The following is an 18,263-nucleotide window of genomic DNA, read 5'->3' as shown; positions in this document are numbered from 1 at the left end:
CCCGCTCCTCCGTGACCCGCGCCAAATCGCGCTTGAGGCGGCGGATCTCGTCAGCCTGAGCATCGACCTCCTGGATCACCTTCGCAGGTCGCGAAAACTGCTTCTGCCACGTATAGATCGACTTGGTGCTGACCCCAAGCCTCTCGGCCACCTCGCGCACCGGATAGCCCCGATCCTCGACTTGGGCCACTGCATCGCGCTTGAACTCGTCTGTGAATTTGTTTGCGGACATCTCGTCCTCCTTGCTTCCAAAATTACCAAGCAAGGCGTCTACAAATCTAGGGGCTATTCAAGGCGCGGACGCAGCAGGTCGTCTTGTTGCTCGGGGGGTGGGCGGTGCTTCATGACCAGAACCGAAATTGCAGGGTTTCAACCGAAATCCTACTAAACCTTGCACCTCAACACGAGAAAAAACGCCACTTCCTATAGCAAAATCAATGCGATGAACATTAATCAGGGCGAGCTCAGTAAAGTCAATCGCAGCTTTGACGGCAGAGAATTCGACTTCCACCAGTATCAAAGGAGGCAACCTCCCCAAAAATATGTCTAATTCAAAGGCCCGCTCATGACCTAAACTGCCTTGGTAGCGGGTCTTTTCGAGGCGCCGACGCTGCGTTGCGGGCCACAAGCGCATTGAACTGCGACTGGTGTGATCGGAACCTCATATTCTGATCGCACCAACCCCGCGCCTGATTTCAGTGCTATGAAACAAGCTTCGCCCATTTGACGCAGACGGACTTCAACCGAGTCATCGGCTGATGTGAGAAAGCCTTGACGCACCTGAACCGGCGTCAGGTCCTGTAGGTTGGGTAGGGCTAGTACCAAAACTTGCGCTCGATCTCGACTGGGACATTCTCATTCATACACCTGCCACCCGCTTTATGACTTCTTGGTAAAGCGCCTGATACGCCTTGCTCGCCAAGCTGTTTGGCGCAGAGGCCATGACGGGAGCACGGTGCAGACCCATGCGTTCGATATCTGACGCAAACGGGATCTGCGCCGTCATAAACCATTTTTGATAGACATGGTTCATCGCGTCGATGGTCTCACTATGCAGGGACTTGACACCCTGCACCATGCAATAGAACCCGTGCAGCTTCTTTAGCGGAAGGTCGTTCTCCTTGAAAAAGTCCACAAGCTGCTCGAAGGTTCTATGGGAAAGCGTCGTTGGGATCACGGGAACAAGAATGGCATCTGCAGCGCGAAACACGTTTTCTGACAGGGCAGAGATATTGGGCGGACAATCCAGCAGGATAACATCATAATCGCCTTTGACGGCGGCCAGCGCCTTTTTCAGGCGCGAACGGCTGTCTCGCATGCGTGACAGGAATACGTCGAAATCCCGAAAACCCATATTCGCGGGCAGGACATCAAGATTGTCGTAGTCGCTGCCTCTGATCGCTTTAGTAAACTTTTCAACATCCTCGAAGAAGCTTGCCTCGGTCAGTTTTTTTGAGGGCTTCACGCGGAAGTAGAAACTTGAAGCGCCTTGGGGATCCAGGTCGCACAACAATATGCGTTTTCCCGCTGCGGCGAAGGCATAGGCTAAATTGACCGAGGTTGCGGTTTTGCCCACGCCGCCCTTGTTTGAATAACAGGCGATGATTTTCATGACTTGGGCCTTCCGTCGTGAAACAGCTCACGGAATGTCGATTGGGTTTGCAGGCTGTTGAACAGCGCGAAGCTGTCGACAATCTTCGCTCGTTCCTCGATCTGCCGAAGATGTAGCACGGCCGTCAGTGCGCCGACGCTTTGAGCGACATGCAGTTTGGTGTCATTGGCCCAGTCATTTGCTTGCCGAAGAAAGTCTTGCAGGCTAATCTGTTGAATCGAGTAGTCATTGAACAGCCCAAGATTGTCCTGCAAATGCTTTAGCGGTCTGAGCAGGTCTTTGAACTCTGGCTTCGCAAAAAGCGGGCTGAAAAATTCCATCAGGTAGCGCAGTTTCTTGCAATGAATACGCAGCGCGTGCACCTCGACATCGGGCATTTCAGGCGCGATAGCACCACCAATTTTGCAGATTTTTCGGTAGCGTTTCCAGATCAGGTTGCAGGCATAGCCATCCACCTTGAGCGCCGCTGTCGGTCCAGATCTCAGCTTTTTGCGTTTTGCAAACAGTTTCGCAAGACTTGATATCTCGTCCGCATATTTGATGCTGTGCAAGTGATCTGTCAGTTTGGTTTTCTCGCGGTTTCTCTCTTCGCTGAACATCCCGAACATCGTGTCCAGGCCGCTGTACAGGGTTTGCGGCAAAAGGTCATAAAACCGCTGCTTCTCCTGTAAATAGACATCCAGATCGCGAAGCCGCCCTGTCGGGGCCATCAGATCAACAAATCTAGCCTTAAGGTCAATGGTCTGATCTTGCTCATAAACCCCTTTAAAAAGGCTCAGAACCGAGCGGATTTTGCGCATCGCGATGCGATAGTCGTGCAGAAATTCGGAGTCGCAGTCTGCACGAATGCCGCCCTCGTTGGCGCGCGCTACTGACAGATAGGTTGAGATGATATCGCTGGCGGCTTGGTATGTGGTCGCATCAGACTCGATGATAACCTTTGGTTTTGCATTATATGCGACATGCTTGGGAAATAGGTTTGCATATAGTCCACCACTGCTCAATGCGGTGCCGTCGCAATCGCGGATCTGCGCGCGCAGCGCGGCAAGTGATTTGTCATAGCCACGTAGACCGTGTAAAGTAATTAGAATTACGCCCGCTCCGCCCGTGTCGGACAGCATGTACAGATTCGCGCGACAATGGGTCTTTTGGTCATCATCCAGCAGAGCAAGTGTTCCCTTGCGCAAGTTGCCAGACCCTATCGGCAACAAACTGCGCAGGGGTGATAAATCCGCGAGGGCGTGTTTGACCTGTCCCTCTTGCAGATCAGCAACGAACTGCCCGCTACGTTTGGCCGCTTGGGAAAGCACGTGACCATCGGCCATCAGCAGCTCAAGTATAGGGCCGGTCTCCAGAAGTAACCGGCCAGCGCGGCGCAAAGACTCGTCGAAGTAATCGAGCACGGTAAATTGGGTCGCACCTTCTGTCAAAGTCAGCATGGGGGTCAGCCTTCCGAAGGCTCCTCCGGCTAAGGTGTCAATTGCGCGTGCTGGCAAATAGTAACAATCGCTCTCGGATTGCATGATGCATGGGTCTTTCTGGTATGTTCAGACGGTCGACGCCACTTTCAAGACAGAATGGTTCGATCCAGTTTCAGCTGCCTTGAGACCTTCGTCCTGCGGCGCTGACGCAAATTGTTGCGGGCACCTGTTGCCGGAATCCGCTCTGCTGATGATCACAATTAGAAACCACAAGGCCGGTTACGCAGGATAGTAGTAACAGAATATCTTTATGTGCGGGCACGCAAAAACAGGTGGATCACCTGACTTCGGGCGGCTTAGCTGGCGGCGCGAAAGCGCCGAGCAAGCCTCTTATTGCTGCACGCGCTTCGGCTTCTTCTTGGGTCTATCTGTTTCGTCTACGGCAACTTCGACTGGCGATTCGGGTTCAGGCGCTGCCATTGCGTCAAGGACCGGCGCGTCGTCGGGCGCTTGCGGAACCACAGCGGTTTCCAATTCTACGCCAGCACCAAGTTCACTGACCGAGTTTGCGCTGACAAACTCGCGCATGAACCGACGTATTTCGCGGGCGGCACTGGTATGCATCCGCTCACAGAGCTTCACGAAGACATCCCGCTCGGTCTTGTCCAGCCGAATGACAAGTTGGCTGCTCTTCTTCTTGTCTTTGCCGTCTGCTTTTTGTTTGCTCATATTTTCGCTCCATTTGTATATACTTTGTATATGCGTTATGGGAAAATGCAATAGAAAATGCGTCTGGCAATTGATATCTGAACTTACTTAGCAAATCCTGCGCCTTGGACCTGTCGCGGTTTTGCTCTGGTTTTTTTGAGAGCAATATTTGCCAGCAAGGAGACCGAATGACAGTTGCCGTCCTACGAGCGTTGCAAAGCCGGTGGTAGCGGTCGCTTTAATGGGCCGCCCGCAAGCGGGCTGTCAGCCACGGGCTTCACCGCAAAAAATAGGCAAAAAGGCGCAAGGAGAGGTTTTTCTTTGCTTCGAGCGAGTAGCGGCCCGAACGACGGATGCTCCGGCGGAGCGGTCCATCATCGATCTGTCAGTCGATCCGATCATCAAATCCGATCGTAATAAAGAGTTAGCGGGGTGCGCCGAATGTCGTTGCAACAAAGTGCCGCTTGACCGTGTGCCTTCTCTGGCGAAGGCGCTGGAGGTTTATTCGGCTTACCTGATGCGCTCGCCCTCGATCAGGCTGTGGGTGCGGCGGGTAAAGCGCTTCAACGGTCAGTTCGAAGTGATGCTGCAAAGCCACCACATCCGTTCGGGCGAGGGACTGGAAGCCACGCTGCACCGCTATGTGTTGCACTACAACCAACTGCTGCCGCAGTCAGCCTTGGGCAGCAAGACGCCCTTGCAGGCGGTGAAGGCTGGTACAAGCTGAAGCCAGAGTGGTTTCAGAAACAGCCATATCACCTTCCGGTATGTGACAGGTAGTCTGTCTTGCCCTTCAACAACGCGAAAATCGACATGGCTTGGCCGTGGCCCATACCGTCAGCGGTTGCAAAGCCTTTCGCCCGCGCCAAGTCTTGCAACGCCCTTCACCCATTTAGTTTGGCAGCCCACATAAGACCGCGCCGCATGAGCACGCGCGCCGGGCCGTGGTTGATGACATCAGCCTGATGGCCCAAAGCGTTGTAATAGACCCGGCCTTGGCCCCAGAGTTTTGAGAACACCACTGGCATCGCCACGGGGCCGTTCGGCGCATGGGGCCCGTCGGCCACGGGGAAATCACAGACGGCATGGATGCGGACAGCGGGGTCGATGTGAAGGTAGTATTGCTCGGTCGCCACATCAAAGTCAGCGATCCCGGCCACCAGCGGATCGTCCGAGACCATCCGCACCCGGTAGTTCACCCCGTCATTTCCGGGATGCGCCACCCATTGCGCCCCGGTCATGAACTGCCACAGCACATCGTCACGAAAGGCGTCGCACATACCGCCATGACAGCCTGCCAGACCCACGCCCGCTGCGACGGCAGCGACGACGTTTTCGGATCGGTGTGGCTCGATACTGCTCATGGTCCAGACCGGGACGATCAAGCTGAGGTCGGCCAAACGGTCTGCGTCGTCAAAACAGCCAAGGCTATCCGTCACCTCTACCTGCATGCCCGCCGCGCGGAGTTCCTCGGCGAAGAAAGCCGCAACCTTATCCGGCTGATGGCCGTCCCAGCCGCCCCATGTGATCAGCGCTTTGGTCATGGTGATCCTCTGTGCTCAAGTATCGTCGGGGGCGATTTGCCTGCAAATCCGCGGGGGGCGCGCAGCCCCCCGGCTTCGTCGCAGAGTTCCCGCTGTTGGCAGGATCGTCAACCTAGAACCGTTGCGCTGCCGCTGGTTTATTGGCCATGATCGTCTCGATCTCGGCCATCACCTCGGGTGTTAGCTTGGCTTTATGCTGTAAAGCCGAGAGGTTATCGGTCAACTGACTGGCGCGCGAGGCACCAAGGATCACGGTTGAGACGCGCGGATTGGCCAAGCACCACAGCAGCGCCAGATGTGCGAGCGGCAGGCCCGCTTTATCGGCCAAATCCCCCAGCGCGCGGGTTTTTGCCAGTTTGGCCTGCCCCGCATCCGAGGCCAGCATATCGCGCAGCCATTCATAGCCGGGTAGGGTCATCCGGCTGTCGTTCGGGATCGCGGCGTTATATTTGCCGGTGAGGATGCCCGAGGCGAGCGGCGACCAGATCGTGGTGCCAAGGCCGTAGGTGTCGTAGATCGGCGCATAATCGGCCTCGACCTTCTGGCGTTCGAACAGGTTGTATTGCGGCTGCTCCATCGTAGGCGGCGTCAGACCTGCTGCGCGGGCCACCGCATGCGCTTCGGTGATCTGCTGGGCGGACCATTCCGAGGTGCCCCAGTACAACACCTTGCCTTGGGCAATCAGGTTGTGCATCGCCCGCACGGTTTCCTCTATGGGCGTGTCAATGTCGGGGCGGTGGCAGAAATACAGGTCAAGGTAATCGACTTGCAGGCGGCGCAGGGCGGCGTGGCAGGCTTCATTCACATGCTTGGCGGAAAGCCCGCGCTGGGTGGGTTTCTCGCCGCCCCAAAACACTTTCGACGAGACGATATAGCTGTCTCGGGTCCAGCCAAGGCTGTTCAGCGCCTGCCCCATCACCAACTCAGAGTTGCCAGCCTCATAGCCCTCTGCGTTGTCAAAAAAATTGATGCCTGCGTCATAGGCGATGGTCATCAGAGATTTGGCATCATTGCCATCGACCTGTTTGCCAAAAGTGACCCAAGAACCAAAAGAAAACTCGGAAACCTTCAGGCCGGATTTGCCCAAGCGACGATAGTCCATGCGGATGCTCCAAATAAAAAAAGCCCTGTGCAGGCGGTCTGCACAGGACATAAGATATTTTCGATGGATTGTTAGGCTTAGACGCCTGCGTAAATCTCAGCAATCCGCGTCACGGCGGCTTCTGGCGTCAGTTCCTCCGAAACTCCGGTGCGGCGCGAGGTCAACTCGACCACGCCATTCGCCAGACCGCGCGGGCCGACGGTGATGCGCCACGGCAAGCCGATCAGATCCATCGTGGCGAATTTTGCGCCGGCGCGTTCTTCGCGGTCATCATAAAGCGCTTCCAGACCCTTGGCGGCGAGGGCTTTGTAAAGGCCCTCACAAGCCGCATCGGCAGCGGCGTCGCCTTGCTTTAGGTTAACAATGCCAACCGGGAAGGGGGTCACGCCCTCGGGCCAGATGATGCCTTTGTCGTCATGGCTGGCCTCGATGATCGCGCCGAGCAGGCGGGACACGCCGATGCCGTGGCTGCCCATCTCGACCGGAACTTTCGATCCATCAGCGGTGACGACGGTGGCGCCCATCGCTTCGGAGTATTTGGTGCCGAAGTAAAAGATCTGGCCAACCTCGATGCCACGGGCAACCTTGCGGCGGTCTTCCGGGATGGCGTCGAACAGGGCTGGGTCGTGGGTCTCGTCGGTGCGGGCGTAAAGCGTGGTGAATTCTTTGCAGACCGCAGCGACTTCCTCGCGGTTGTCGTAATCGACCTCACGCGTGCCAAGCCGCAGCTCGGTGACGGCGCTATCAAAAAACACTTCGGACTCACCCGTCGCGGCCAGCACGAGGAATTCGTGGGTATCTTCGCCGCCGATCGGGCCGGAATCGGCGCGCATCGGAATGGCGGTCAGGCCCATGCGTTCATAGGTGCGCAGGTAGCTGACCATGTGGCGGTTGTAGGCGTGCAGGGCCGCAGGCTTATCGACGTCAAAGTTATAGCCGTCTTTCATCAGGAACTCGCGGCCGCGCATCACGCCGAAACGGGGGCGCATCTCGTCGCGGAATTTCCACTGGATGTGATACAGGGTCAGCGGCAGGTCTTTGTAGCTGTTGACATGGGCGCGGAAGATATCGGTGATCATCTCCTCATTCGTCGGACCATAGAGCATCTCGCGGTCCTGACGATCCTTGATGCGCAGCATTTCCTGGCCGTAATCGTCGTAGCGACCGGATTCGCGCCACAGGTCGGCGGGTTGCAAGGTGGGCATCAACAGCGGGATATGGCCCGCGCGTTCCTGTTCCTCGTTCACGATCTGCTGGATGCGGTTCAGCACCCGCAGGCCCAAGGGCAGCCATGAATAGATCCCGGCAGCTTGCTGTTTGATCATCCCCGCCCGCAGCATGTAGCGGTGCGAGACGATCTGCGCCTCGGCGGGGTTTTCCTTCAGGACGGGCATAAAGTAACGGGAAACGCGCATGCGCAGGCCTCATGAGATAGGGTTTGGGCTTTCCTAACGGGTTGAGGGGGGGCAGGCAAGCGGCGGGTTTGCTTGGGGATCGGCGGGAAAAATGGGTGGTCCCGAGTTGGGACCTTTTTGAATGTTCTTAATATCAATAGGTTGCGGCGAGAGTTTAAGGGTTTGGTAAGGATTGCGCGGGCCGCCAGCCTACGGCGTGAAAGCAGTGGCTGGTGCGCGTAAGGCCCAATCAGACGGGGGGAGGATCGCCGGGCAAACCTTCGGCGAGCAAATCCTCGACGAAATGCGCTGCGAATTGGGCGCGGCCACTGATGCCCGCTTTGCCGTAAATCGCGGACAGTTGCGCGCGCACGGTGCCGGGGGCGGCGCGGCGGGCAGCGGCGATCTCAGCCACATCAAGGCCTTTCAGTGCAAGGTAGGCCACGTCGCGCTCGGCGCGGCTGAGTTGCCATGTGTCGAACTGGCGCTGCACCACCTGATGCATTTCGCCACTGGCCTTGGCGATGGTGGCGTCTTGGTCCTGTTGATGGCTGAGGGTGCGGCGCAATTCAGAAGCGCCCAAGGCCACCCCCAAGATCAGCGCCAAAGTCACCAAAGCCTGCATCCAGAGTTGCGGGCCTAAGCCGTCTTCCCCCCATTCCGCCAAAGCATTGGCGACGAAAAACACCGCAGCCGAGGTTTGCAACAATACCACCAGCGCAAGCACGGCGGGGCGGCCGCCCTTGCTGTCTTTCAATCCGCTGAGAAAGGTCATCGCCAGCTTACTTCCCGGATTTATCCTTGCGGCGTCCCACCAGCATTGCTGGAACCAGATTATGTCGCACCATCACGCTTTCCACGATCACGCCGCCAATATGCAGCGCCACCAAGAGCAGGATCAGATTGGCTGTGATTTCGTGCACGTCTTTCACCCAAGCTGAGGCTTCTTCCGCGCCACCCTCGCCTGCATCGGCGGTTTTCACAAGCTGTGACCAATCCCCACTGTCGATAGTGGCTTGGCGTTCGGCCACCGCGAAGGGATCGGGGCCGGACATGGTCAGACCCGTCGCCACCATGACCGCGATGCAGGCCCACAAAGCATAGGCCATCATCGCCGCCGCAGGGTTGTGCGAGGCATAGCTGCGCGGTTTGCCCGCGAAAAGCTGTTTGATGTGGGCGAGGGCGGCTAAGGGATTGGGTGGAAACGCAGAAAACCGGGCTTCCGGGTTGCCGATCACGCCCCAAGCCATGCGCAGCACCAGCAAGGCCAAGCCGCCCCAGCCGAACCAGACATGCACGGGACTGCCGCCCTTGGTGAAGATCTCATTGGCCAGAATGACGATGACGATGCCCCAATGGCTGATGCGCACGATGCGATCCCATAAGATCGGTGGGCGTGGGGCCGGGGGGCGGATGCCCCCCAATGCTGCTTGTGCCATCAATCGTTGCTGTCTTTGATGGTCAAAATAGCGCCGTTGGCCGGGTCGATTGTGACATCCATTTTCTTCGCGGTGGTGGCATCGGTGCAGATGGCTTCGATCTTGCCATCTTCGGATTCAAAGGCGTTGACCGGGCAACCGGCTTTTTCCAGCGCGGCCTTGGCAGCCTCGGCATTGGTGCCGACAATATCGCCTACGGCGGGCATCGCAGAGGCTGCGAACGGGGTGGCAAGCAAAGCAAGGGTCAGAAGCAAAATGCGGGTCATCGGATCGTCCTTTGAGGGGCTCTGGTTTGAGCCTTTGTTGCCGGGGATCGGCTAACCCTGTGTCGCGGTGTTGCGGCTGGGGCATGAGCTTGAGATGTCAGGCAATGGCGCAGCATTCTATTGGCCAGAGGCTTAGTTTCTCGGTCATAAGCGCGTGCTTATGGGGAATTTTGCTGGGTTTTGTCGGGCAGGTGGGTTTTACTGTGGCAAAGTTCAGGTCTGCGCCCCACCGTTGCCCTGCCTCCCCTTGCAACGCGGGCCCCCAAAGGCGATATGTCTGGCGAGCAAAAAGGGGCGATGACATGGCACTTCCGGTGCGCGAGCAGGTGAAATACTGGTGCATCGCCTTGCTGGTGCTGTTTACGCTGCTGCTATTGCTGGGCTCGGTGATGCTGCCGTTTTTGGTGGGGGGCGCTATGGCCTATTTCCTTGATCCGGTGGCGGATCGATTGCAGCGCTTGGGGCTTTCCCGCGTGGCGGCGACCACGGTGATCACTTTGGTGGGCTTGCTGCTGATGGTGCTGCTGGTGTTGTCGGTGATCCCGACGCTGATCCAGCAAACCTCGGCTTTGATCAATGCGGCCCCGGAAATCGCCCGGCGTTTGCAAGGCTTTATGATCGAGAAATTCCCGGAATTGACCGATAGCACCTCGACCATCCGCACCACTTTGGCGGAAATCGGTGCGGCGATTCAGGCCGAAGGGGCGGCTTTGGCGCAGGGGGTTTTGACCTCGGCGCTGAGCCTGCTGTCGGCGGTGGTGTTCATTGTCGTGGTGCCGGTGGTGACGTTTTACATGCTGCTCGACTGGGATCACATGGTGGCGCGGATTGATGCGATGCTGCCGCGCGATCATGCCCCGGTGGTGCGGCGTCTGGGCGGAGAGATCAATGATGCACTGTCGGCGTTTGTGCGCGGGCAGTTGACGGTCTGTCTTGCATTGGGGACGTTTTACGCCACGTCTCTGATGCTGGTGGGCTTGCAGTTTGGCCTGGTGGTGGGGGCGATTGCCGGGGCGATCACGTTCATTCCCTATGTCGGGGCGCTGGTTGGCGGGGTTTTGGCGATTGGTCTGGCGCTGTTCCAATTCTGGGGCGATTGGGTCTCGATCGGGCTGGTGGCGGGGATTTTTGCCATCGGTCAGTTCCTTGAGGGCAATGTGCTGACGCCGAAACTGGTGGGCAAATCGGTGGGGCTGCATCCGGTCTGGCTGATGTTTGCGCTGTCAGTGTTCGGATCACTGTTCGGCTTTGTCGGCATGCTGGTGGCGGTGCCGGTGGCGGCGGCGATGGGTGTGCTGATCCGGTTTGCAATCTCGCAGTATCACGTGAGCCCTTTGTATCAAGGGGTCACCGGTCAAGATGCTATGGGTTTGCCGCTGGACGAGGACAACGACGCGTGACCTTGCAGCTGGCCTTTGATCTGCCCAGCGGTGAAGCGTTCAGGCGGGCGGATTTCTTTGTCTCGGATGCCAATGCGCAGGCTTTGGCGGCGGTAGAGGCGTGGCGCGGCTGGCCGGGCGGCAAGCTGGTGCTGGTGGGGCCGGAAGGCGCGGGCAAGACGCATCTTGCACACGTCTGGGCCGAGATGGCGGGGGCCGAGGTGATTTCGGCTGCCAAGCTGCCGGAGGTCGATCTGCATCATCTGGCGCAGCACCCGGTGGCGGTGGAGAATGCTGATCGCATCGCGGGCGACACGCAGGCCGAGGTGGCGCTGTTTCATCTGCACAATCTGCTGGCAGGGCGGGGTTTGTTGGTGACAGCGACCAGCCCGCCGCGGGATTGGGGCTTGGACCTGCCGGATCTGCTGAGCCGGATGCAGGCAGCGGGTGTGGCACAACTGGACCCGCCAGATGATATGCTGCTGTCGGCGGTGCTGATCAAACTGTTCGCGGATCGCCAGATTGTGGTTGCGCCGAACCTGATCTCGTATCTGGTGTCGCGGATGGACCGATCCTTCGCTGCCGCGCGCGAATGGGTGAAGTTTCTCGACGCCCGCGCGTTGGCGCATGGCCGCCCGGTGACGCGGGCTTTGGCCGCTGAGGTGCTGGACTTGACCGTTGTGGGGTGAGACTATGCCACCCTGCCGTTACCTTTGATCAGTATGAAGGCCCGATGACCCAATCCGATTTTCTGAAGCACGACTTCCCCGCCGCTGTTGAGGTGCCCGAGGCCGAAATCACCGGCCCGCGACGGTTTTTCAACCGAGAGCTCAGTTGGTTGGCGTTCAACTGGCGGGTGCTGGATGAGGCGTCAAACCCCGCTGTGCCGCTGTTGGAGCGGCTGCGGTTTTTGTCGATCTCGGCGACGAACCTAGATGAGTTTTACACCGTCCGGGTGGCGGGTCTGCGCGCCAAGGTGCGGGCGCGGAATCTCACGCCTTCCGAGGATGGCCGCTCGGCTGCCGAACAGCTGACGCTGATCCATGCCAACGCCCGGCGCTTGATGCACACCCAGCAGGCGGTGTTCAACAAGCTGAAAAAGCTGATGGATGTGCAGGGGATCACCCTGCTGACGCGCTCCAAGCTGACGGGGCGCGATCTGAAATTTCTGGAAGATCACTTTCTGAACAAGGTGTTCCCGGTTTTGTCGCCCCTCGCGATTGACCCGGCGCATCCCTTTCCATTCATTCCCAACACCGGATTTTCGCTGGCCTTGCAGCTGGAGCGCGAGACTGATCATCGCAGCCTGCAAGCGCTTTTGCCGATTCCGCAGCAGATTGCGCGGTTTGTGCGGTTGCCCGACAAAGACGGCGAATATCGGTTTTTGCCGCTGGAAGAACTGCTGCTGATCCATCTGGATATGTTGTTTCCGGGCTACAAAGATCGCGGGCATTGCCTGTTCCGGGTGCTGCGCGACAGTGATCTTGAGGTCGAGGATGAGGCCGAAGATCTGGTGCGCGAGTTTGAAACCGCACTTAAGCGGCGGCGGCGCGGCGAAGTCATTCGCCTAAAGCTGTCGTCGGGTGCGCCGCCCGAATTGCGCGCGCTGATCATGGAAGAACTGAGTGTGACGCCCGATGAAATGGTCGAGGTGCGCGGGCTTTTGGGCGTGGCTGATCTGAGGGAACTGGTGTTGTCGTCTCGGCCTGATCTGCTCTGGCCACGCTTCACCCCACGGGTGCCGGAACGGGTGCAGGACCATGGCGGCGATCTGTTTGCGGCGATCAAGCAGAAGGATATTCTGCTGCATCACCCCTATGAAACCTTTGATTTGGTGATCAATTATCTGGAACAGGCGGCCCGTGATCCGAATGTGCTGGCGATCAAACAGACGCTCTATCGCACCTCTTGGGACAGCCCGATCGTTGCCGCTTTGTGCGAAGCGGCGGAGGCGGGCAAGTCGGTGACGGCGCTGGTCGAGTTGAAAGCCCGGTTTGATGAGGCGGCCAACATCCGGCAATCGCGGCGGTTGGAGCGCGCCGGAGCGCATGTGGTTTATGGCTTTATGAACTACAAAACCCACGCCAAAATCAGTACGGTGGTGCGGCGTGAGGGTGAAAATCTGGTCACCTACACCCATTACGGCACTGGAAATTACCACCCGATCACCGCGAAGGTCTACACAGACCTTAGTTTCTTCACCTGTGATGCCGCTTTGGGGCGCGATGCGACGCGGGTGTTTAACTATCTGTCGGGCTACGTTGAGCCGCAAGGTCTTGAAAATCTTGCAATTTCTCCGTTCACCCTGAAATCGCGGCTGCTGGAGATGATTGCCACCGAGGCGGATCATGCTCGCGCCGGACGGCCTGCGGAAATTTGGGGCAAGGTCAATTCGCTGATCGACCCGGATGTGATCGACGCGTTCTATGCGGCCTCGAAAGCCGGGGTGAAGGTCAGCCTTGTGGTGCGCGGAATTTGCGGGGTTCGCCCCGGAATCAAGGGCTTGTCCGAGAATATTCGGGTGAAATCCATCGTCGGGCGCTTCCTAGAGCACAGCCGGATCATCTGTTTTGGCAATGGTCACGGGCTGCCGTCAAAGCAGGCGCGGGTGTTTATTTCCTCGGCGGATTGGATGGGGCGCAATCTGACGCGGCGGGTGGAGACTTTGGTGGAAATCCACAATCCAACCGTGCAGGCGCAGATTGTCGGGCAGATTATGGCCGCCAATCTTGCCGATGAGACACAATCCTGGGTGTTGCAACCCGGTGGTGCCTACAAGCGGGAGCAGGTGCCTGTGGACGGCAGCGCTTTCAACTGTCACCGCTTCTTTATGGAGAATCCCTCGCTGTCCGGTCGCGGTAAGGCGGGCGCGAAGGATGTGCGAAACCTTTCCTGAGGCCGATGTGACATCAAGTTTTACGGCTGAATGACCCGAACGGAAATACCTATGAGCGAAGACCATGACGACGACCACGGCCCATTCGGCCGCCCCTTGTTCGACGACGCTTCGGCGCGGGCGCTAAGCCGCGTGGGCGTGGTGGATGTTGGATCAAACTCGGTGCGGATGGTAGTGTTTGATGGCGCTGCGCGCTCACCGGCGTATTTCTACAACGAAAAACTGATGTGCGGTCTGGGTAAGGGGTTGGCCGAAACCGGCAAGCTGAACCCGGAAGGGCGGCGGCGGGCGCTGCTGGCTCTGAAAAGATTCTCGTTGCTGGCAAAGGGGATGGGGATTGAGACGCTGACGGTGGTGGCAACCGCTGCTGCGCGGGAAGCGTCCGATGGTCCAGAGTTTCAGGCCGAAGTGTTGGCGCAGACCGGGTTGAAAATTTGGGTGGTGGACGGCGACGAAGAAGCCCGGCTGTCGGCCCAAGGCGTGCTTTTGGGCTGGCCAGATGCGAAGGGCATTGTCTGCGATATTGGCGGCAACTCGATGGAACTGGCGAAAATCGGCGGTGGCACGGTGGGGCAACGGGTATCAACACCGTTGGGGCCTTTCCGATTGCAGCAGGTTGGCGACACGCCGAAAAAGCGTGCAGCCCACATCGACCGGATTTTGAAGGACTGTCAGGCGAAGTTGAATTCGGAAGGCGAGCGGATCTATCTGGTGGGCGGCTCTTGGCGGGTGATCGCGCGGTTGGATATGGAGCGGCGCGGCTATCCGCTGACGGTTTTGCATGAATATCGTATGCTGCCCAAGGACTTGCTGGAAACGATGGATTGGATTGCCGCCAGCGATCTAAGCCAGTTGCGCAGCAAAACTGGCACTGGGGTGGAGCGGATGGAGCTGGTGCCGCTGGCCTGCGAGGTGATGCGCGAGCTGATCAAGATGCTGAAACCTTCGGAGATTGACGTCTCGGCTTATGGCATCCGCGAGGGGCTGTTGTTTGAGCAGATGCCGGAAAAACTGCGCGCGCGCGACCCGCTGATTGAGGCGGCGCGGATGGCAGAAAAGCTCTCGTCGCGGATACCTGGGTTTGGTAAAAAGCTGTATGAATTTCTGCTGCCTTTGTTCCCCGAGGTGAGTGAGGAGCGGCTGCGGCTGATCAAGACCGCCTGTTTGCTGCATGACACGACATGGCGGGCGCACCCAGATTATCGCGCCGAGGCGTGTTTTGACAATGCCACACGGGCGAATTTGGGCGGTTTGGATCATCCGGGCCGGGTATTTTTGGGGCTGGCGCTGCTGCACCGCTATAAAAATAGCCGCAATGGCTCGCGGATGGAGCCTTTGTTCAAGCTGCTGCGCGAAGATGAGCTGCTGGACGCGGAAGTTCTGGGCAAGGCGATGCGGTTTGGTGCGATGTTTTCGGTCGGCGATCCGCGGCGGGCGGGACGCATGGTGTGGCAGCCCGCGACGCGGCTGCTGGAACTGCAACTGACCGAAGAAGGCCGCGGGCTGTTTGGCGAGGTCGCCGAGGCGCGGTTTAACTCGCTGGCGCAGGCATTGAAGGCGCAAACCAGCTTGGGGGTCCAGCCATGATGCTGCGGTTTGATCACCTTGCAGTATCGGCGCTGGATTTGGCTGAAGGGGTGGCTGCGGTCGAGGCGGCTTTGGGTGTGGCGCTGGCGCGGGGCGGTCAGCATCCGCATATGGCGACGCACAACCGGCTGTTGGGGCTTGGCGATCTGTACTTGGAGGTGATCGCAGCGGACCCGGCGCAGATAGCCCCGCTGTGGCCGCGATGGTTCGATTTAGACAATTTCGAAGGCAGCGCGAGGCTCACGAACTGGGTTGCATGTTGTGATAGTATAAGTGCCGCAGTGGCCGCCAGCCCGGAAGGGTTGGGGATTCCGTTGGCGTTGCAGCGCGGAGATTACCGCTGGCAGATGGTGGTGCCCAGCGATGGCAAGCTGCCGTTTGACGGTTGCTTCCCGGCTTTGATCGAATGGGCAGGGTCTTTGCACCCGGCGCAGTCTTTGCCAGAAAGTGGCGCGCGGTTGCAGCGATTGGAGATAGCGCATCCGCAGGCGCAGGCGCTGAATGCTGCACTTGCAAGCATTTTCACCGACCGCCGGGTGGTGATCGTGCCGGGGGTGGCGAAGGCGATGCGGGCGACGTTTACCACACCGCATGGGCTGCGTGTGTTGGAATGATCCGGGCGGCTGTGCCTGCGGATGCGTGCGCGCTGGCGGCTTTGTGGAACCCGTGGATCAGGGATACGGCGGTGACGTTTAACTCGGCTGAAAAGTCTGAGGCCGATCTGTTGGCGATGATTGCGGCGCGGGATTGCTTTCTGGTTCACGTCAACAACGGCGTGCAAGGCTTTGCGACTTATAGCCAATTTCGCAGCGGCCCCGGCTATGCCACTTGCATGGAACATTCGGTGATCCTGTTGCCCTCTGCGCGCGGGATGGGCGCGGGGCGGGCGTTGATGGTGGCGGTGGAGGATCATGCCCGTGCCGCTGGTGCGCATCAGATGATTGCGGGTGTGTCGGGCGAAAACCCAGAAGGCCAGCGGTTTCATGCGGCGCTTGGCTATCACGAGATCGCGATCATCCGCGATGCGGGCTTTAAGTTCGGCCGGTTTATCGATCTTGTGCTGATGCAGAAATTCCTGTCCTGACAGCCGTAAAAGAAACCGATAGACTGACCCCATGTCGATCTGGAACCGCATCATCGAAGCCATTGCCGCCCTTGCCTCGGGCGAGGGGTTGGCGGCTGTGTTCGACCGTCTGCGCGGCGGGGCGGCGCCGGAACGCTCGGTTGGCTTCACCATTGCGGTGATCGCTTTGGGCGCGAAGATGGCCAAGGCGGATGGCGAGGTCACCCGCGACGAAGTGGCGATGTTTCGGCGGATATTTTCGATCTCGAAAGCCGAAGAAGCCAATGCCGCACATGTGTACAACTTGGCGCGGCAGGATGTGGCAGGCTTTGATTCTTACGCCCGTAAGGTCGCGACTTTGTTCAATAAACCGGGATTACCTCTGTGCGCTGACGACCGCAATGTGTTGATCGACATTCTGGAAGGTCTGTTCCAGATCGCGATGTCGGATGGTGAATATCACCCGGCAGAGGATGCGTTTTTGCGCGAAGTGGCGCAGATTTTCGGGCTGGACGATCGCTGTTTCCGGGTGCTGCGCGGGCGATTTGTCGATGGTGCGCTGCGGGACCCTTACGATGTTTTGGGGATTCCGCATCAGGCGAGCCTGGACGATGCCCGCGCGGCATGGCGGGCGGCGGTGAAAGACAGCCATCCCGATGTGATGATCGCGCGCGGGGTTCCCGCCGAGGCGGTGCAACTGGCGACGCGGCGGTTGATCGCGATCAATGCGGCTTGGGACGAGATTCAGGCCAAGGTCGCCGCATGAGCGAAAAGCTTCGGCCCGATCAACTCAGGCCCGATCAACTCAGGCCCGATCATCTTCGTCTGGCCAGTTACAACGTCGAATGGTTCAACGCTTTGTTCGATGATCGCGGGCATCTGCTGGAGGATCGCGAGTATTCGGCGCGCTATAAGATCACTCGGGGCGAACAACTGGCGGCCTTGGGCGTGGTGTTCACCGCCTTGGATGCTGATGGCGTGATGATCATTGAAGCGCCGGATACCAACAGCCGCAGGTCGACCGTGACGGCATTGGAACGTTTTGCGGCGCATTTTGGCTTGCGGACGCGCAAGGCGATTATCGGATATGTCTCTGAAACTGAACAGGAAATTGCGTTTCTATATGATCCTGACAAGCTCTCTGTGCGGCATGATCCGAAGGGCGAGCCTGCCCCCAGCCGTGGTGCGCCCGGCGCTCCGCGGTTTGACAGCCAGTTACGGCTGGATATCAACGGCGATGGGCTGGAGGATCTGGTGCGGTTTTCCAAGCCACCGTTGGAACTGGCTATTACCACCACATCGGCGCGCGCATTGCGGCTGATCGGGGTTCATGCCAAATCGAAAGCGCCACATGAGGCGGGGGATGATGCCGCCTTCAAGCGGATTTCGATTGATAATCGCCGCAAGCAGTTGGCGGAATGTCTGTGGCTGCGCGCGCGGATTGATCGGCAGTTAGAGGCGGGCGAGGGCCTGATCGTGATGGGCGATTTCAACGATGGTCCGGGGTTGGATGAATATGAAAAGCTGTTTGGCCATTCCGGGATTGAGATTGTGCTGGGGCAGGGTGACCAGACCCGATTGCATGACCCTCATGCTGAAATGGCGCTGACCGAGACCAATGCGCTGGCCCCCAGTTCGGCGCGGTTCTGGCTGCAACCGCAGAAGCGTTATTTCGAGGCGTTGCTGGATTTCATCATGGTCTCGCCGGATTTGGCGGCGACAAAGCCGATCTGGCGGATTTGGCATCCGTTCAACGATCCCGGCGTGCTGGCGGTGCCGGAACTGGCGGATGCGCTGCTTTCCGCCTCTGACCACTTTCCGGTGACGCTGGATTTGGCATTGTGATTTGAAT

General features: G+C 58.7%; 19 protein-coding genes. 9 read left to right on the top strand and 10 right to left on the bottom strand.

Features of this window, described 5'->3' with window-relative positions; all coding sequences use genetic code 11:
- The 4 genes from Q7V03_RS17835 to Q7V03_RS17820 all read right to left on the bottom strand — a co-directional run.
- Positions 1 to 232, bottom strand: a 232-nt coding sequence (locus tag Q7V03_RS17835; protein ID WP_304926938.1) for a transposase, incomplete at its 3' end; no start/stop codon positions are given.
- Positions 233 to 859: 627 nt separating this feature from the next.
- Positions 860 to 1,612 (bottom strand): ParA family protein, encoded by a 753-nt coding sequence (locus tag Q7V03_RS17830; RefSeq protein ID WP_304926937.1) that lies wholly within the window; start codon positions 1,610 to 1,612, stop codon positions 860 to 862.
- Positions 1,609 to 3,051, bottom strand: coding sequence for a CHAD domain-containing protein (locus Q7V03_RS17825; protein ID WP_304926936.1), 1,443 nt, complete (start codon positions 3,049 to 3,051; stop codon positions 1,609 to 1,611). The genes Q7V03_RS17830 and Q7V03_RS17825 overlap by 4 nt, the downstream gene beginning before the upstream one ends.
- Before the next feature lie 372 nt (positions 3,052 to 3,423).
- Positions 3,424 to 3,762, bottom strand: a complete 339-nt coding sequence (locus tag Q7V03_RS17820; RefSeq protein ID WP_304926935.1) for a hypothetical protein — start codon at positions 3,760 to 3,762, stop codon at positions 3,424 to 3,426.
- 436 nt (positions 3,763 to 4,198) lie between these two features.
- Here Q7V03_RS17820 and Q7V03_RS17815 point away from each other — a divergent pair, with 436 nt between their 5' ends.
- Entirely contained in the window at positions 4,199 to 4,468 is a 270-nt protein-coding gene (locus Q7V03_RS17815) for a hypothetical protein (RefSeq protein ID WP_304926934.1), read from the top strand.
- Between the two features lie 157 nt (positions 4,469 to 4,625).
- On the opposite strand, the gene Q7V03_RS17810 is transcribed toward Q7V03_RS17815, so the two are convergent.
- The 6 genes from Q7V03_RS17810 to Q7V03_RS17785 all read right to left on the bottom strand — a co-directional run bounded on the left by Q7V03_RS17810 (position 4,626) and on the right by Q7V03_RS17785 (position 9,486).
- Positions 4,626 to 5,285: a ThuA domain-containing protein gene (locus tag Q7V03_RS17810; RefSeq protein ID WP_304926933.1), complete on the bottom strand. Its 660-nt coding sequence runs from the start codon at positions 5,283 to 5,285 to the stop codon at positions 4,626 to 4,628.
- A gap of 112 nt (positions 5,286 to 5,397) precedes the next feature.
- Positions 5,398 to 6,387, bottom strand: coding sequence for an aldo/keto reductase (locus Q7V03_RS17805; RefSeq protein WP_304926932.1), 990 nt, complete (start codon positions 6,385 to 6,387; stop codon positions 5,398 to 5,400).
- Positions 6,388 to 6,464: 77 nt separating this feature from the next.
- Positions 6,465 to 7,802 (bottom strand): proline--tRNA ligase, encoded by a 1,338-nt coding sequence (gene proS, locus Q7V03_RS17800; RefSeq protein WP_304926931.1) that lies wholly within the window; start codon positions 7,800 to 7,802, stop codon positions 6,465 to 6,467.
- A 229-nt stretch (positions 7,803 to 8,031) separates the two neighbouring features.
- A complete protein-coding gene (locus tag Q7V03_RS17795; protein WP_304926930.1) occupies positions 8,032 to 8,556 on the bottom strand; it encodes a LuxR C-terminal-related transcriptional regulator in 525 nt (174 codons plus the stop codon).
- A 7-nt stretch (positions 8,557 to 8,563) separates the two neighbouring features.
- Positions 8,564 to 9,220, bottom strand: a complete 657-nt coding sequence (locus Q7V03_RS17790) for a cytochrome b/b6 domain-containing protein (protein WP_304926929.1) — start codon at positions 9,218 to 9,220, stop codon at positions 8,564 to 8,566.
- On the bottom strand, positions 9,220 to 9,486 hold the full coding sequence (locus Q7V03_RS17785; protein ID WP_304926928.1) for a PepSY domain-containing protein: 267 nt from the start codon (positions 9,484 to 9,486) through the stop codon (positions 9,220 to 9,222). The genes Q7V03_RS17790 and Q7V03_RS17785 overlap by 1 nt, the downstream gene beginning before the upstream one ends.
- 302 nt (positions 9,487 to 9,788) lie before the next feature.
- Here Q7V03_RS17785 and Q7V03_RS17780 point away from each other — a divergent pair, with 302 nt between their 5' ends.
- Genes Q7V03_RS17780 through Q7V03_RS17745 form a run of 8 tightly spaced genes read left to right on the top strand, consistent with a single transcriptional unit; the run spans position 9,789 to position 18,256 of the window.
- Positions 9,789 to 10,886: an AI-2E family transporter gene (locus Q7V03_RS17780; protein WP_304926927.1), complete on the top strand. Its 1,098-nt coding sequence runs from the start codon at positions 9,789 to 9,791 to the stop codon at positions 10,884 to 10,886.
- On the top strand, positions 10,883 to 11,554 hold the full coding sequence (locus Q7V03_RS17775; RefSeq protein ID WP_304926926.1) for a chromosomal replication initiator DnaA: 672 nt from the start codon (positions 10,883 to 10,885) through the stop codon (positions 11,552 to 11,554). Before Q7V03_RS17780 ends, Q7V03_RS17775 begins: the two co-directional genes overlap by 4 nt.
- A 44-nt stretch (positions 11,555 to 11,598) precedes the next feature.
- Positions 11,599 to 13,761, top strand: a complete 2,163-nt coding sequence (locus Q7V03_RS17770; RefSeq protein ID WP_304926925.1) for an RNA degradosome polyphosphate kinase — start codon at positions 11,599 to 11,601, stop codon at positions 13,759 to 13,761.
- 51 nt (positions 13,762 to 13,812) lie between these two features.
- Positions 13,813 to 15,348 carry a Ppx/GppA family phosphatase gene (locus tag Q7V03_RS17765; RefSeq protein ID WP_304926924.1) on the top strand — a complete coding sequence of 512 codons (1,536 nt, stop codon included), beginning with the start codon at positions 13,813 to 13,815 and terminating at the stop codon, positions 15,346 to 15,348.
- Complete coding sequence (locus Q7V03_RS17760; protein WP_370651161.1) at positions 15,345 to 15,962, top strand: VOC family protein; 618 nt, start codon at positions 15,345 to 15,347, stop codon at positions 15,960 to 15,962. Before Q7V03_RS17765 ends, Q7V03_RS17760 begins: the two co-directional genes overlap by 4 nt.
- Positions 15,959 to 16,432: a GNAT family N-acetyltransferase gene (locus tag Q7V03_RS17755; RefSeq protein WP_304926923.1), complete on the top strand. Its 474-nt coding sequence runs from the start codon at positions 15,959 to 15,961 to the stop codon at positions 16,430 to 16,432. The genes Q7V03_RS17760 and Q7V03_RS17755 overlap by 4 nt, the downstream gene beginning before the upstream one ends.
- A gap of 31 nt (positions 16,433 to 16,463) precedes the next feature.
- The gene (locus Q7V03_RS17750; RefSeq protein WP_304926922.1) at positions 16,464 to 17,177 is read left to right on the top strand and encodes a TerB family tellurite resistance protein; all 714 of its coding nucleotides are present in this window, start codon (positions 16,464 to 16,466) and stop codon (positions 17,175 to 17,177) included.
- Positions 17,174 to 18,256 carry an endonuclease/exonuclease/phosphatase family protein gene (locus Q7V03_RS17745; protein WP_304926921.1) on the top strand — a complete coding sequence of 361 codons (1,083 nt, stop codon included), beginning with the start codon at positions 17,174 to 17,176 and terminating at the stop codon, positions 18,254 to 18,256. Before Q7V03_RS17750 ends, Q7V03_RS17745 begins: the two co-directional genes overlap by 4 nt.
- Positions 18,257 to 18,263: the final 7 nt, after the last annotated feature.

It is taken from the genome of Cypionkella sp. (assembly GCF_030652235.1).
Lineage (GTDB): Bacteria > Pseudomonadota > Alphaproteobacteria > Rhodobacterales > Rhodobacteraceae > Cypionkella.
This window is presented reverse-complemented; position numbering and strand designations above follow the sequence as displayed.